General features: G+C 37.3%; 14 protein-coding genes. 5 read left to right on the plus strand and 9 right to left on the minus strand.

From position 1 onward, the window contains the following. Positions 1 to 36 precede the first annotated feature (36 nt). Genes JNUCC51_RS06635 through JNUCC51_RS06650 form a run of 4 tightly spaced genes read left to right on the plus strand, consistent with a single transcriptional unit; the run spans position 37 to position 3,875 of the window. Positions 37 to 966: an ABC transporter permease gene (locus tag JNUCC51_RS06635; protein WP_100543992.1), complete on the plus strand. Its 930-nt coding sequence runs from the start codon at positions 37 to 39 to the stop codon at positions 964 to 966. Beyond that, positions 966 to 1,886 (plus strand): ABC transporter permease, encoded by a 921-nt coding sequence (locus JNUCC51_RS06640; protein ID WP_100543993.1) that lies wholly within the window; start codon positions 966 to 968, stop codon positions 1,884 to 1,886. Before JNUCC51_RS06635 ends, JNUCC51_RS06640 begins: the two co-directional genes overlap by 1 nt. A 14-nt stretch (positions 1,887 to 1,900) precedes the next feature. Next, positions 1,901 to 2,956 (plus strand): ABC transporter ATP-binding protein, encoded by a 1,056-nt coding sequence (locus JNUCC51_RS06645; protein WP_337991340.1) that lies wholly within the window; start codon positions 1,901 to 1,903, stop codon positions 2,954 to 2,956. Continuing rightward, positions 2,949 to 3,875 carry an ABC transporter ATP-binding protein gene (locus JNUCC51_RS06650; protein WP_337991341.1) on the plus strand — a complete coding sequence of 309 codons (927 nt, stop codon included), beginning with the start codon at positions 2,949 to 2,951 and terminating at the stop codon, positions 3,873 to 3,875. Before JNUCC51_RS06645 ends, JNUCC51_RS06650 begins: the two co-directional genes overlap by 8 nt. A gap of 343 nt (positions 3,876 to 4,218) precedes the next feature. On the opposite strand, the gene JNUCC51_RS06655 is transcribed toward JNUCC51_RS06650, so the two are convergent. The 5 genes from JNUCC51_RS06655 to JNUCC51_RS06675 are packed head-to-tail and all read right to left on the minus strand — an operon-like array spanning position 4,219 to position 9,908. Beyond that, entirely contained in the window at positions 4,219 to 6,033 is a 1,815-nt protein-coding gene (locus tag JNUCC51_RS06655) for an oligopeptide ABC transporter substrate-binding protein (protein WP_337991342.1), read from the minus strand. A gap of 15 nt (positions 6,034 to 6,048) precedes the next feature. Beyond that, positions 6,049 to 6,951, minus strand: coding sequence for an ABC transporter permease (locus JNUCC51_RS06660; RefSeq protein WP_337991343.1), 903 nt, complete (start codon positions 6,949 to 6,951; stop codon positions 6,049 to 6,051). Between the two features lie 35 nt (positions 6,952 to 6,986). Then, positions 6,987 to 7,949 carry an oligopeptide ABC transporter permease gene (gene opp4B / locus JNUCC51_RS06665; protein ID WP_337991344.1) on the minus strand — a complete coding sequence of 321 codons (963 nt, stop codon included), beginning with the start codon at positions 7,947 to 7,949 and terminating at the stop codon, positions 6,987 to 6,989. Between the two features lies 1 nt (position 7,950). Next, complete coding sequence (locus tag JNUCC51_RS06670) at positions 7,951 to 8,898, minus strand: ATP-binding cassette domain-containing protein (RefSeq protein WP_337991345.1); 948 nt, start codon at positions 8,896 to 8,898, stop codon at positions 7,951 to 7,953. After that, positions 8,895 to 9,908, minus strand: coding sequence for an ABC transporter ATP-binding protein (locus JNUCC51_RS06675; protein WP_337991346.1), 1,014 nt, complete (start codon positions 9,906 to 9,908; stop codon positions 8,895 to 8,897). Before JNUCC51_RS06675 ends, JNUCC51_RS06670 begins: the two co-directional genes overlap by 4 nt. 936 nt (positions 9,909 to 10,844) lie before the next feature. On the opposite strand from JNUCC51_RS06675, the gene JNUCC51_RS06680 reads away from it, so the two are divergent. Continuing rightward, positions 10,845 to 12,374: a cardiolipin synthase gene (locus JNUCC51_RS06680; RefSeq protein WP_337991347.1), complete on the plus strand. Its 1,530-nt coding sequence runs from the start codon at positions 10,845 to 10,847 to the stop codon at positions 12,372 to 12,374. 426 nt (positions 12,375 to 12,800) lie between these two features. Here the strand turns inward: JNUCC51_RS06680 and pyrE are convergent, their stop codons facing one another. From pyrE to JNUCC51_RS06700, 4 genes are read right to left on the minus strand one after another with little or no spacing between them, the layout of a single operon-like run. Then, positions 12,801 to 13,430, minus strand: coding sequence for an orotate phosphoribosyltransferase (gene pyrE / locus JNUCC51_RS06685; protein WP_337991348.1), 630 nt, complete (start codon positions 13,428 to 13,430; stop codon positions 12,801 to 12,803). Positions 13,431 to 13,432: 2 nt separating this feature from the next. Beyond that, a complete protein-coding gene (gene pyrF, locus JNUCC51_RS06690; RefSeq protein ID WP_134019053.1) occupies positions 13,433 to 14,137 on the minus strand; it encodes an orotidine-5'-phosphate decarboxylase in 705 nt (234 codons plus the stop codon). Continuing rightward, on the minus strand, positions 14,134 to 15,048 hold the full coding sequence (locus JNUCC51_RS06695) for a dihydroorotate dehydrogenase (RefSeq protein ID WP_100544004.1): 915 nt from the start codon (positions 15,046 to 15,048) through the stop codon (positions 14,134 to 14,136). Before JNUCC51_RS06695 ends, pyrF begins: the two co-directional genes overlap by 4 nt. Beyond that, entirely contained in the window at positions 15,045 to 15,818 is a 774-nt protein-coding gene (locus JNUCC51_RS06700; protein WP_100544005.1) for a dihydroorotate dehydrogenase electron transfer subunit, read from the minus strand. The genes JNUCC51_RS06695 and JNUCC51_RS06700 overlap by 4 nt, the downstream gene beginning before the upstream one ends.

Below are 15,818 nucleotides of genomic sequence, written 5' to 3' on the forward strand. Positions count from 1 at the left end.
TGTCAGACAATTGACAAATAGAAGGAGGAGTTTTATGTGATTAAATATATTTTGAAAAGGCTGATGTATATACTTCTCGCGCTTTTCGTCATCGTAACGGCTACGTTTTTCCTATTGCGTCTTGCTCCTGGTAACCCATTTGCATCTGAACGTAATTTCCCTCCTCAAATAGAGGAAAAGTTAAACGAAACGTATGGATTAAATAACCCTTGGTATATTCAGTACAAAGATTATTTAATCGATGCGGCCACTTTTGATTTCGGTGAATCTATGAAATATAAAGCGCGTTCTACTAATGATATGATTGCAGAAGGCTTCCCGGTATCTTTAACTTTAGGAATTGAGGCTATGCTGCTAGCTATTGGGTTTGGTGTATTAATCGGTGTAGTGGCAGCGCTTTATCATAATAGGTTTCCAGATTATTTGGCAACGACCTTTGCGGTGCTCGGAATTTCCGTTCCATCTTTCATTTTAGCTGGACTCATGCAGTATTTCCTTGCATACAAACTTCAGTTATTCCCGATTAGTGGATGGAAAGGCTTTAGTTATAGTATATTGCCAGCCTTAGCTATTGCATTTTCGCATATGGGCTTTATCGCTAAACTGACACGTTCAAGTATGCTTGAACAAAACAATAGCGATTATGTAAAAATGGCTCGTGCAAAAGGTTTAGGCAAATGGACAGTTGTTTTCCGACATACTTTACGTAATGCCCTTTTACCAGTTGTTACTTATTTAGGTCCATTAACGGCTGGGGTTGTTACAGGTAGCTTCATTGTAGAGCAAATTTTTGCGGTTCCTGGTTTAGGTAAACACTTTGTGCAAAGTATTACGAACCGTGACTATACAGTTGTTATGGGGACAACCGTGTTCTACGCAATCATTCTTTTATTTGCGGTATTCATCGTAGATATTTTATATAGCGTAATCGATCCGCGAATTAAGCTGAAAGGAGCGAAAAAGTAATGACACAGCAACAAATAGAAAAAGATAAGTTCAAAATTGTTGGCGGAAATCATGAAGCAACTGATAAATTAGCTGATAAATCTGTCTCCTTTTGGAAGGAAGTATTTCTTCGTTTTTCTCATAATAAAATGGCGATTTTTGGTTTAATCGCTTTAATAGGTATTGTTTTAATGGCTACCTTTGTGCCAATGTTTTCACAATACCACTATAGTGAGCAATTAGGTTCTTATAATGCTCCACCATCGGCAGAATTTTGGTTTGGTACAGATGATTTAGGCCGAGACATTTTCGTTCGAGTATGGGCAGGCGCTCGTATTTCTTTATTAATCGGGTTTGCTGCTGCCATTATTGACTTGATCATTGGTGTATTATGGGGAAGTATTTCTGGTTTAGCAGGCGGTCGTGTTGACAATATTATGATGCGTATTGCCGATGTTCTAACAGCTATACCTTACCTTTTAGTTGTTATTGTACTTTTAGTAGTATTAAAACCAGGTATTGTACCAATGATTATCGCATTATCTATTACAGGTTGGATTCAAATGGCTCGTATTGTTCGCGGTGAAGTCTTATCTATTAAGAACCAAGAATATGTACTGGCTGCTCGTACTTTAGGTGCACGCACAGGACATTTAATTTTAAAACATTTAGTACCAAATGCACTTGGTGCGATTTTAGTTACAATGACATTAACAGTACCATCTGCTATTTTTACAGAGTCTTTCCTTAGTTATTTAGGGCTTGGAGTTCCTGCTCCACTTGCATCTTGGGGAACAATGGCTTCTGAAGGTAATGGTGCAATTACAAACGCTCCTTGGCGTTTAATATTCCCAGCATTGTTTATTTCACTAACAATCTTTGCGTTTAACGCAGTTGGTGACGGCTTACGCGATGCATTAGATCCAAAACTACGTAAATAAGGAGGTGGCCGAAAATGAGTAAAACAATTCTGGAAGTAAAAGATTTAAAAATAAACTTTAAAACATATGCAGGACTTGTTCATGCTGTTCGAGGTGTAACCTTTGATTTAAAAGAAGGTGAAACGCTTGCTATTGTTGGTGAATCCGGTTCTGGTAAGAGTGTTACGAGTAACGCATTGATGAAACTAATTCCACAGCCACCTGGTATTTATGAGTCAGGACAAATTTTATTTAATGGTCGTGATTTAGTGCCTTTAAGCGATAAAGAAATGTCAAAAATACGCGGAAATGAAATTGCAATGATTTTCCAAGATCCAATGACAAGCTTAAACCCGACGATGAAGGTCGGACGTCAAATAACTGAAGTTATTTTACAACATAAAAAAGTATCAAAAGCTGATGCTAAAAAACGTGCAATCGAACTTTTAACTCAGGTAGGTATCCCCTTCCCTGAAAAACGTTATAACCAATACCCGCATGAATTTTCAGGCGGTATGCGTCAACGTGTTGTTATTGCCATCGCACTTGCAGCTGATCCAAAGCTTCTAATTGCCGACGAACCAACAACAGCATTAGACGTTACAATTCAGGCGCAAATTTTAGAGCTAATGAAAGAAATCCAAAAAAATTCGAAAACATCTATCATTTTCATTACTCACGATTTAGGTGTCGTTGCAAACATTGCCGACCGAGTTGCAGTTATGTATGCAGGTCAAATCGTTGAATATGGTACTGTTAATGATATTTTCTATAATCCTAAGCATCCATATACATGGGGACTGCTTGGTTCAATGCCTGACTTAGATAACGATACCGATGAGCTATTACGCACGATTCCTGGTTCACCACCAGATCTTATTAACCCTCCAAAGGGCGATGCGTTTGCCGCTCGTAATGAATTTGCAATGGCTATTGACTATGAGCAAGAGCCACCGATGTTCCAAGTAAGTGAAACACACTTTGCAAAAACTTGGTTGATGCATCCTGACGCACCAAAAATTCCGCTTCCAGATGCCGTTGCTAAACGGATTGAAGGATATTTAGCAAAGGAGGCACAATCAAATGGCTAAAACGGGCGCAAAAAAAATACTTGAAATTAAAAATTTAAAGCAGCATTTCGGTTCAGCCGGTAACCCTATTAAAGCTGTCGACGGTATTAGCTTCGATGTATACGAAGGTGAGACACTTGGTCTTGTTGGAGAATCAGGCTGTGGTAAATCGACAACTGGTCGTTCCATTATCCGTCTGTACGACATTACAGATGGTGAAATTATTTTCGATGGTGAGAACGTCCATGGGAAAAAATCTAATAATGATTTAAAGAAATTTAATCGTCAAATGCAAATGATTTTCCAAGATCCATATGCATCACTAAACCCGCGTATGACAGCTGGAGAAATCATTAGTGAAGGCTTTACGATTCACGGTCTTTACAAAGATAAAAAAGAGCGTCGTGAAAAAGTTAATCAACTTTTAGAAGCTGTTGGCTTAAATAAAGAGCACGCAAACCGTTATGCTCACGAATTCTCTGGTGGTCAACGTCAACGTATCGGAATTGCTCGTGCGCTAAGCTTAGATCCAAAGTTTATTATCGCCGATGAACCTATTTCTGCACTTGACGTTTCGATTCAAGCGCAAGTTGTTAACTTATTAAAAGAACTGCAAAAAGAACGTGGCTTAACATATCTTTTCATTGCCCATGACTTATCAATGGTTAAGTATATCAGTGACCGTATCGCTGTTATGTACCGTGGTAAAATCATGGAAATCGGTAAAGCAGATGATATTTATAATCATCCTGTTCATCCATATACAAAATCATTATTATCTGCAATTCCACTTCCTGACCCAATGTCAGAAAAACGCCGTCAACGTATTCCGTACAAGCATACAGAGGTGGACGATAGCGCAACATACCATGAAGTTGGCGATCAGCATTACGTTTATGGTACTGCAGATCTTGTGAAAACTTGGGTTGCTAATCGATAATAACTTATAAATCCATCCATTGGTATTTTCCAGTGGGTGGATTTTTTGTATAAAGAAAGCTCGATACTAATAACACAGAGTTGATTTCTTTCCAACCTGAGTGTTTCTTTCCAGGGATTCCGATGAGAAACTTGTAGCATTAGTCTAGAAGGCATTATCACACGATATGATACCTTACCTCTGCTCGCTTCAAAGTAATTCGTGATTAGTCTACAAGGCGTCTCTAATCAACCTATATACATTGCACACGCTTTAACTAATATCATCCCTTGCGAAGAGCGTATAGTTATGAAAAACAGTCTTTCTCCCCATATATGAAGAAAGACTGTTTTTTCTGAAAAGCTTATTTTAATGGAGCATCTGCTGTTAATTCAATTGTTTGAAGATTGTCTTGTGTATCATTTGCATAATCAACATTGTAATTTTTCACGCGTTTGTTTACTGGAATGATTTCCGTACGGAACAACGTTGGTATTGTCGTTGCTGTTTCACTCATATATTCTTGCCATGTACGGAATGCTTCTGAACGATATTTTGGATCCATTGCCTCTGCCGAATCAATGTTTTCTAACATTTTTGTCAATTCAGGAGAAACGAAACGACTCATGTTAAATTCTGCACTCTCACTATATAAACCTATTGGAGATGGATTTGTACCTGTTCCCCATGCAGCCATAAACATATCGATTTCTGGGTCATCGGCTTTTACTTTATCGTAGAAGCTATTGAATTCAATTAAACGGCCAGTAGTCAGTTCAACATTTAATCCAACTTCTTTCCAGTTTTGACGATAGTACTCAACAATCGCTTCATCAGTATCTGAACCAGACATTGCTGCTAAACGAATAGTGAATTTCTTGCCGTCTTTATCTTCACGGATTCCGTCTCCATCTGTATCTTTATAGCCAGCTTTATCTAGTAATTCTTTAGCCTTTTCAGGATCATATTTATAACCCTCTAACGTACCATCATAGTAAGATGCAAACACTGGCGGAATTAATGAATTTGCTCTTACACGTAGACCTTGATAGAATTTTTCTCCAACAGATTCAATATCCATCGCATAGCCAATCGCTTGACGTAAATTTACATCATTCATTTTTGATTTCTCATTAAAAATATTTTTACGATTTGCTTTATCATATTTCCCTACTTTAAACCCAATATAAGAATATGCTAACTCAGGACGACCTAGAATCGCTATATTTGAAAGACTTTTCAAGCTATCATATTGATTTGTTGGGAATGAAGTTGCAATATCATATTTTCCTGTTTTCATTGCTTCACCGATTGAACTTGAAGGAACAACTTCGATAACCACTTTATCTACCTTTGGTTTACCTTTATAGTAGTATTCATTTGCTACAAGCTGAACAGACTCTCCATTTTTAATCTTGTCAAATTTAAATGCGCCAAGTGTTACAGGATTTTTACGAACTGCATCTGAAGAAATTAGGTCTTTAACAGGGATTGACTCTAGCTGATGCTTCGGTGCTGCATAACCCCATAAACCATCTCCAACTGCGTAGATCGCTGGCGACACTTTCTTGAACGTAATTTCAATTGATTTTTCGTCGATTTTTTTAATACCAGAAATCGTCTTAGCCTTTCCATCATGATATTCTTGTGCACCAACAATATTTTGGAAGTCGTCATCATAACGTACTCCTTCATAATCTGGATGACCAATAATTTCATATGGATAGATTAAGTCGTCAGCAGTCAAAGGTTGACCGTCAGACCACTTAACGTCTCCTTGAATAGTAATTTTCGCCTTTTTATTGTCCTTATCAACATCTAATTTCGCAATACCTTCATCAGTTACTAGGAAATCCCCATCCGTTGCAAAAAGACTGTTTGTTGCGTATTTCATTATTTCTGAATCTGGGTTATCATCATATAATTCCCAAGAGAAAACTCCTTTGAAAGGCGTATCTACTACAAGACCTACCTTTAAAGTACCGCCTTTAATAACATCACCATCGTTTGTTATTTCCATAGGAAGTGAAGTTGTATCCACTTTAGTTTCTTCTGCTTGTTCTGGATTATCTTTCTTGCCATCATCCGTTTTTGCTGCATCTTTACCATCTTTATTGCAGGCTACTAATACAAACATCACTGCAAAAATAACTGATAGTAATAACCAATTTTTTTTCATTGTAAATCCTCCCCTTTATCCAATTCTTTGTTTTGCGTCAGCTGCACGACGAAGTGCTTGACCGACATAATTTATACCAAGCATCAAGATTAGAATTAATATTGATGCGGGCAACCATACCCACCATTTTGTTGATAGTACTAAAGGATTTGTTGCATAGTTTACAAGAGTTCCTAAGCTCGGAGTTGATGGTGGTAAACCAAAACCTAAGAAGGACAACCCCGTCTCAATACCGACATTACCAGCAAAGTTCAAAGTTACTTCAACTATTAAAATAGAACTTAAATTTGGTAAAATTCCTTTAAACATAATAGCGAGATCACTAGTCCCCATTGTTTTAGACGCATTTACATAATCTCTTTTCCCCTCCGATAGGGCTTTACTTCGAACTAAACGCGCGGTGCTCATCCATTGAAATAAACTTATGATTAAAATTAAATCGATAATACCATATTTTGGTATTATAGTTACGAAAACAATAATAATCATTAGGGTAGGTAATGTTATAAAGAAATCAATAATTCGCATAAACAAATTATCAATAAATCCTCCGTAATAACCCATAATAATGCCAAGAGCTATCCCAGCAACACTAGTAATGATCGTAATGGCAAATGCAATTATTATCGAATTCTTTGCCCCTATCACTAGTTGCCCAAGCATATCACGACCAGCTTCATCCGCTCCAAGTCGATAACCATTTACACCGGGCTCAGTGAAACGCTCTAACAGTTTAATCTTTAAAATTTCTTCTTGATTTAATAACATTGAAGCGACTAAAATTACAACGATCAGCAGCGTTATCCCGAAAAAGGAAAACATTGCTACTTTATCTTTTTTAAACTCTCGTAAAACGACTTGTATTCCCGTCGGTGGAGAGTTATCAAATTTGACTATTTCATTATTGTGTTGTTCCATTTGAAAACACCTCTCCTTAAACATTATTTTAGTAGTTAGTCTATGCGGATACGTGGATCAACAATGCTCATAATAATATCAGACAGTAGACTACCTAATAATGTTAAGAAGCCATAAAGCATAACTAGTGCCGTAATAACACTATAATCTCGACTCATGATCGAATTGATAAACAACTGACCCATCCCAGGGAATCCGAAAATTGTTTCAATAAAAATAGAGCCGCCTAATAAACCTGTTATTGTAAACCCTAAAAAAGCTGCGATTGGTAGTAAGGAATTACGGAAAATATGTCTCGTATAGATTTTTCGCATTGGGATACCTTTGCTTCGAGCTGTTTTCACATAATCCTGTGTTTTTGCATCTATTATTTCTGAGCGTAAATATTGAATAATAGCTGTTGTACCTAAAATAGCATACGTAATAGCAGGTAGTATTAAATGATAGATTTTATTCCAATAATATGCCATCGTACCCGGTTCAAGTCCTACATCAACAGTTCCACTAGTTGGGAACCACATGAGTTTATAGCCAAAAATATATACGAAAATTAATGATAGTACAAAAGTTGGAATGGCATAACTAATAAAACTATATAGTGTAATAGATTTATCTAAAAATGATTCTTGATAGCGCCCTGCCAACACCCCTAGTGGAATCGCAATCAAATATACAAAAATTGCACTAAGTAATGAAAGCCAGAATGTATTTAATCCTCGCTCACCAATAAGTGTGGACACTGCAATTTTATATGTATAGCTTTGTCCAAAATCACCTTGAAAAGCGTTTGTAATCCAGTGATAATACTGAACATACCAAGGGTCATAGAAACCTGCCTTTATACGAAGTTCCTCAAGCCTTGCAGGGTCAGTCTCTGGTGTAATAAGCCCTGTAAATGGATCTCCTGGCATTTGTTTTGCCAATATAAAGATAAAAAGACTTAATACAAAAAGCTGAGGAATCATCAACAATACACGTCTAACAATTGTTTTCCACATTTTATATACCCCCCTGTTCAATGTCAGACATCGCTACTTTATGCGTATCCGAGATGGATTTTAATGGGTATACTTTGCCATGCTCGTCATAATATTTATGCTGTTCTTTTTGATAATTGGCCTCGACATCTTGACGTGTTATTTTTCGCTCCAAACGTGTTTCTGGCTCAATATTTGGAATAGCTGATAACAGGCGCTTTGTATAAATATGTTGTGGATTCTTGTATATATCATTTCGAGTGCCTGTTTCAACAAAGCGCCCTTTATACATGATAGCTATGTGATCACACATATGCTTCACGACACCTAGATCATGCGAAATAAATAAATAACTAAGTCCAAATTCATTCTGAATGTCTTTCATGAAATTGAGCACTTGAGCTTGTACAGATAGATCTAGTGCAGATACAGGTTCATCAGCAATAATCATTTTTGGATTACAAGCAACAGCACGCGCGATTCCAAGACGTTGCTTTTGACCACCTGAAAATTCATGTGGATACTTTAGCAATACATCTTCAGACATACCTACGATCGCTAGTAACTCTTTAATGCGCTTACGCTCCTCTTGATCACTAAGCTTCATAAAATTTCGAATAGGCTCTGCTAAAATGTCTATTACACGTTTTCTAGGGTTCATACTTGAATGGGAATCTTGAAAAATCATTTGAATATCTTTGTTATATGCCGAATCACGTTTTCTACGCTGATTTGTAACATTCTCACCTTCATAGAAAATTTGACCCGAGGTGATCTTCTCTAGACCTATAATGGCCTTCCCAGTTGTCGACTTTCCAGATCCTGATTCCCCTACTAAACCGTAAGTTTTTCCTTTTTCAAACTCCATTGTGACACCATCAACCGCATATACCTTATCGATTACTGTATTAAAAAAGCCTCCTCGAATTGGGTAATGAACGTTTAAATCGCTAATTTGCATAAAGCTCATACAGTCCCGCCTCCTTCTTCACCTTCTAAATGAAAGTGTTTCCAGCAGGTACATCTAACAAAATGTCCTGGTGCAATTTCATGTAATTGTGGTTTTCTTTCATGTGCAGATGCATCAATCCACGGTATTCGCGCTGAAAATCGGCAGCCTTCCCGAGGTAAATTCATCAGCGATGGCACCATACCTTGAATAACTTCAAGTCTTTCATTTTCACTATGTGTTTGCGGAATAGAATTCAATAAAGAACGAGTGTAAGGATGTTTTGCATTAGTAAATAATTCCTGGACAGGTGCTTCTTCTACTACTTCACCTGCATACATCACTGCAACTCGATCAGCAATTTCCGCCACAACGCCTAAATCATGGGTAATTAAGATAATACCTGTTTCAGTTTCTGACTGTAGTACTTTTAGTAGATCAAGTATTTGAGCTTGGATCGTTACATCTAAAGCTGTTGTCGGCTCATCCGCAATTAAAATAGAAGGTTTACACGACAATGCAATGGCAATCACAACACGCTGCCTCATTCCTCCGGACAATTGATGTGGGAATTGTCTTGCCACTCGCTCTGGATTAGCGATACCTACCTGATTCAATAATTCTAATACTCTCTCCTGGCGCTGTTGTTTTGAGAGCTTTGTATGATACATTAGCCCCTCTGCAATTTGTTCTCCAATCCGCATTAATGGATTAAGAGCTGATAGAGGATCCTGAAAAATAAAACCAATGTGATTACCACGCAAACTATTAAATTGTTCGTCATTTAATTGCGTTAAATTTTGATTATTATAGAAGATTTCACCTGTAACTTTTGTATTTACAGTATTGTACAAGCCAACAATGGAAGTCGCTAATGTACTTTTACCACAACCTGATTCGCCAACGATTGCTAATACTTCATTCTTTTTAAGCGAAAGTGAGACATCCTCTACAGCAGCGTGGTATGTTTCTTTGATGCGGAAACTTGTAGTTAGATTTCTAATTGTTAATAGGTCATTTGCTGTATTCAAACAATCTCCCCCTTCCTATATTCAATATTCTGAAAAATAATTATATGTATCTTTTGAATTTATTTCAGAATTATATTTTATTAGAAAATTTATTTACACCTCCATTAATATTTGTAAACACCTTTCATATATTTTTTACTTTTTCAGACAACTAAAAACACCGATTGAATTATCTGAAAATTAACTGTGATATTATTTTATCTAGAATTAATACATTAAATCAAGTAAATTTTTCTAAATATTACGAAGATATGATAAATTCACCCTGTACATCTTTACAAAATATTTTTATAAACTTTATTTTTTCTTTACTAAATTGTTTGTCCTTTTTTCAACCTACTATGTACGCTCCTCTATATTTGTTATTTAAATATAATAATTATATAAACTTACTTTATAAAAAAATACCATTTAATTACTTTGATTATATTTATATAACAGATAATAAATACAAACTCTCATTAAAATATATTGAATCTATTCATAATTATTTTTAACGAATAGTTTTCTCGTTTAAAGTGCTAAAAAAATAACAATAATATTGATATACTGAAAAAGTAATTATTTCATTTCTTTTTACCTAATCATATACGTACCTCTCGATTATATTCATTCCAAAAAAATAATTTCCTTTCTAAATAATATATGCAAAAATAAAGGTAATATATTCTAAAAGTTTTAAATAAAAGACTGTTAACATAGATAAATAGTTAAACTCAAAGGAGTATTTCATGGGTAATATTAAAGAATCGTGATTACTATAGAAGAAATTTATAAAGAAGGAGCATTTGCAATTAGCGATATTAATTTGCTCATTACTATTTTCATTGGAGCGAAGATGTCTATATTATAAAAAAAGAAACACTTTATTTTAAATTTTTTAAAGTACAATCTTGCTTTTATGAGAAATAAGAAAGAATAGGTGAAAATGTACATATGAAAAATCGAGTAGTCCAATTACTATTTGTATTTACAATTGCAGCAATTATACTCATAGTCTTAAATAAGTCCCTCATTTCCTTATATACGATAATCGGTATACTGTGGCCTATCACAATTATTGGGATTTCCTTTGTTATTTTTATTGAAAACCGTTCCCCTCAAAGTACATTGGCTTGGTTTTTAGTACTAGCCATTCTCCCTATTATCGGTGTACTTCTGTACTTACTTTTCGGAAGAAGTCGCTGGAGAAGAAAGAAACATTTACAACGTTCAGAAGAGAAAAGAATGATATTCCGTGAGATTTTAGCAGGGAAAAGTTTTAATTTAGACATCTCTTCCCCTTTAAATGAACGATCCACCTATTTAACACAAGTTATCCAAAAATTTGACGGTGGTCCTGCTGCGAATGAAACAACAACAAAGCTCTTAACAAACGGTGATGAAACATTTACTGAAATCATACAAGCAATTGAAAAAGCTACACATCATATTCATATTCAATACTATATTTATCGATCAGATGAAATCGGTACAAAAATTCGAGATGCCTTAATAAGGAAAGCAAAATCTGGCGTAATCGTACGCTTTCTTTACGATGGACTCGGAAGTAATAAATTACGAAGCGGTTTCTTACAACCAATGAAAGATGCTGGGATTGAAGTAGTCGAATTTGATTCTATTCTTTCACCTTGGCTATTAGAAACCGTAAATTATCGTAACCACCGTAAGATTGTTATTGTAGATGGGACAATTGGTTTTACAGGTGGACTCAATGTCGGGGATGAATATCTTGGTCGGTCGAAGAAGTTTCCTATTTGGCGTGATAGTCATTTAAAAATAGAAGGAAAAGCATTATATAAACTACAGTCCATTTTCCTAGAAGATTTTCTCTATGCCACTAATAGTTTAAATGCTCATTCTTGGAACCAATTCATGGATAGAACATACTTTCCAGGTCAAGGAATTCATCAGGCAGAAGGTGCCGTACAAATCGTTGCAAGTGGACCTAGCTCAGATGATACAAGTATTCGGAATGCTTTATTGAAAATTATGGGCTCTGCAAAAAAGTCAATTTGGATTGCCACTCCGTACTTCATTCCTGATCAGGAAACATTAACATTATTACGTTTGAGTGCACTATCTGGAGTAGATGTCCGCATTTTATATCCCGGAAAAGGTGATAGCATAATTAGTGATCAAGCATCCCAATCATACTTTACACCGCTTCTAAAAGCGGGGGTCTCTATTTACTCTTATAAAGATGCTTTTATGCACGCCAAGATTGTACTTGTTGATGAAGAAGTTGCATCAATTGGTACAGCAAATATGGATATTCGTAGTTTTGAGCTTAATTATGAAATCATTGCAGTCCTATATGAATCTAAAACGGTTCTGGATATAAAAAATGATTTTGAACAAGATTTTAAAGAATCCATAGAAATTACATGGGAGTCATTTCAAAAGCGGAGTGTTCAAAAGCGCATGCTTGAATCTCTTATGCGACTCATTTCTCCTCTGCTGTAAATTAATAAATAAATAAAGTGTAGTTCTTGGTCAAAACTAGGGGTTGATTTCCGTTCCGGCTGGGCGCTTTGTTGCTGTCGCTTCGCTTTCGCACAGAGCAAAGCTTCCTGGGGGCGTCCGATGAGCCGCTTCACTCGCGATGCTCGCTCCAGGGTCTCATCTGTGACGCTAATCCCCAAGGAGTCGCCCAGCCTCCACTCCAATCAACCACTTCACATATCATGTATCTTATTGAGTGTCATTCTACTTTTTTGAGAAATCACCCTATCTCAAGCATCTCAACATTCGCAAAGATTTCCTTTACTTTTCAGACTGTAAACAAACTCAAAAAAATATTGAGTCTGTCGACAGTCTTTTTTATGACGCAAAAGTTTTTTCAACAAATGAAAGGGTGGTATGAAAAAATTCATACCACCCTACTTATAGTTAAAGCTCTCCTGCTTTTAACTTTCCATGCCAGTCTTTTAAGAACGGAATGTCTCCTTCTTGAATAGCACCTGATTCATTAGCTGCTTCAATTAAATAATCGAAATTTGTTAGAGATACATATTTAATGCCTGCCTCTTCAAATGCTTGTTCAGCACGTGGAAGGTTGTATGTGTAGACACAAACAACACCTAGTACTTCACAGCCTGCTGCGCGTAAGGCTTCTACAGCTGTAATAGATGAGCCGCCTGTAGAAACGATATCCTCTACTACTACGACTTTTTGACCTGCTGCGTATTTTCCTTCGATTTGGTTACCACGGCCATGTTCTTTTGCTTTTGAGCGTACATAAACCATAGGTAAATCTAAAATATCACTTACCCAAGCCGCATGTGGAATGCCCGCAGTTGCTGTACCTGCTACGATTTCTGTTGAACCAAAGTTTTCTTTAATAAGAGATGCTAAACCGTTTGCTAATTGCTTACGAATTACAGGGTCAGAAATTGTCAAACGTGTATCACAGTAGATTGGGGATTTAATGCCTGATGCCCATGTGAATAGTTCTGTTGGATTTAATTCTACTGCGCCTACCTTTAACATAGCGTGTGCGATTTCATTTTGTAATGTCATATTTATGCCTCCCATAATTCACTTACGATTTTATATGCTGCTACTGGATCTTGTGCACCTGTAACGGCACGTCCAACGACGATTAACGAAGAACCGTCACGTTTTGCGCCGTCTGGTGTTGCAATGCGCTTTTGGTCGTGTGCGTCGCCACCTGCTAATCGGATACCAGGAGTCACACGCAAGAAATCTTCACCGCACACTTCTGCAATAGCTTTTGCCTCGTGTACGGAGCAGACAACACCATTTAAACCAGCTTGTTTTGTTAAGCTTGCATAATGTAATACAGACTCCTGTAAAGATAAAGCAATTTTTTGCTCTGCTTGCATTTGCTCTTCTGTTGTAGAAGTCAGTTGTGTTACGGCAATTAACGCCGCACGTTCACGTCCTGCAGGAGTACCCGCTTCAAGCCCTTCAAGTGCTGCCTCCATCATTGGACGTCCGCCTGCAGCATGAACGTTAACTAAATCTACCCCTAATTTTGCTAGGCCTTTCATAGCAGAGCCCACTGTATTAGGAATATCATGTAATTTTAAATCTAGAAAAATATCATGACCTAGATCTTTTACCTTACGTACAATATCTGGCCCTTCCTGCATATATAATTCCATACCAATTTTCACGAAAAGAGGCTCATTAAAGTGCTTTAGAAAGTTGAATACTTCTGCTTCTCCAGGAAAATCTAGTGCAAGTATTGGTTTTGTATTCATGAGCGGTGGCTCCTTCCGATAATTTCTGAAATATGCTCTACTCCTAATTTATCGAGCTTTGCTGGTAGTTCATCAATAATATTTGGACAAACGAAGTGATCGACAAAGTTTGCTGTTCCAACAGCAACTGCAGATGCGCCAGCCGACATAAAGTCAATAACATCCTGCGCTTCTGTCACGCCACCCATCCCAATTATCGGAATATTGACAGCCTTATACACCTCATAGACCATGCGAATCGCAACTGGCTTTACGGCAGGACCAGATAAGCCGCCCGTACCATTGGCAATCACTGGCTTACCTGTACGCTCGTCTAAACGCATACCAATTAGTGTATTAATCATTGTAATGCCGTCTGCACCACCCGCTTCAACAGCTTGTGCAATTTCTACGATATTCGTTACGTTAGGAGACAATTTCACGTATACAGGCACTTCAGAAACAGCCTTGACAGCTTTTACTAACTCACGTGCAGTTGCAGGGTCTGTCCCAAATTGAATACCACCACATTTAACGTTCGGACAAGAAATATTAAGCTCTAATGCTTTAACATTTGGTGCAGTAGAAATGCGTTGCGCTACTTCTACGTAATCCGCTGTCTCTGTACCCGCAACATTTGCAATGATTGGCACATCATACGCTTCTAAAAACTTTAATTCTTCATTCATTACTTTTTCGATTCCGGGATTTTGTAAACCAATTGCATTCAACATCCCTGCTGCTGTTTCTGCTACGCGTGGAGTTGGATTGCCGGGACGTGTTTCCACAGTCGTAGCTTTAATCATAATAGCGCCAAGCTTTGATAAATCATAAAGCTGTGCATATTCACGTCCAAAGCCAAAGCAACCGGATGCTGGCATTATTGGATTTTTTAAATCTAAGCCTGGTAATTGAATGTTTAAACGACTCATAATGCCACCGTACCTTTCGGGAAAACTGGACCATCAGAGCATACTTTGACATAGTCTTTTGCTACTTGGTCTGTTGTTTTACATACGCATGCAAAGCAAGCTCCAATCCCACAGCCCATACGCTCTTCAAATGATAAATAACCTTCTTTTTCTGGATAAAAGCCTTCAAGTGCTTTTAACATTGGTAACGGACCGCAAGAATAAAAGACATCAAATTCAGGTGCTCTTGACTCTAAAACATTTGTGACAAAGCCCTTTGTTCCTTTAGAGCCGTCAACCGTTACATAATGCGTTTCTCCAAGGGCACTGAATTCTTCTTCATAGAAGCATACATCTTCCGATTGAAAGCCTAGCACATGAATTGTTTTAACACCACGCGCGTTCAATTGCTTGGAAAGCTCATGTAATGGTGGTACTCCAATTCCCCCACCAACTAGCAGGGCTGTGCCTCCCTCTTTTACTGCTTCTACAGGGAACCCATTACCGATTGGACCAAGGACATTGACAAGCTGCCCTTCACGATTTGTCGCTAACACTTGTGTTCCGCGACCTTCCGCACGATAAATCATTGTAAATTCGTTGTTGTCTTTATCTATGTTTGCAATACTAATTGGTCGACGTAAAAGCGGCTCCAATGAATCCGACACCTTTACATGGACAAACTGGCCAGGTGTCATATCCTGAACCAGTTCTCCACGAAGTGTCAATTCGAAAATGTTTGTCGCAATTTGCTTTTGAGAGACGACCGTCATTTTCTCTTGACGAATCAT

Source organism: Lysinibacillus sp. JNUCC 51, from assembly GCF_015999525.1.
Lineage (GTDB): Bacteria > Bacillota > Bacilli > Bacillales_A > Planococcaceae > Lysinibacillus > Lysinibacillus xylanilyticus.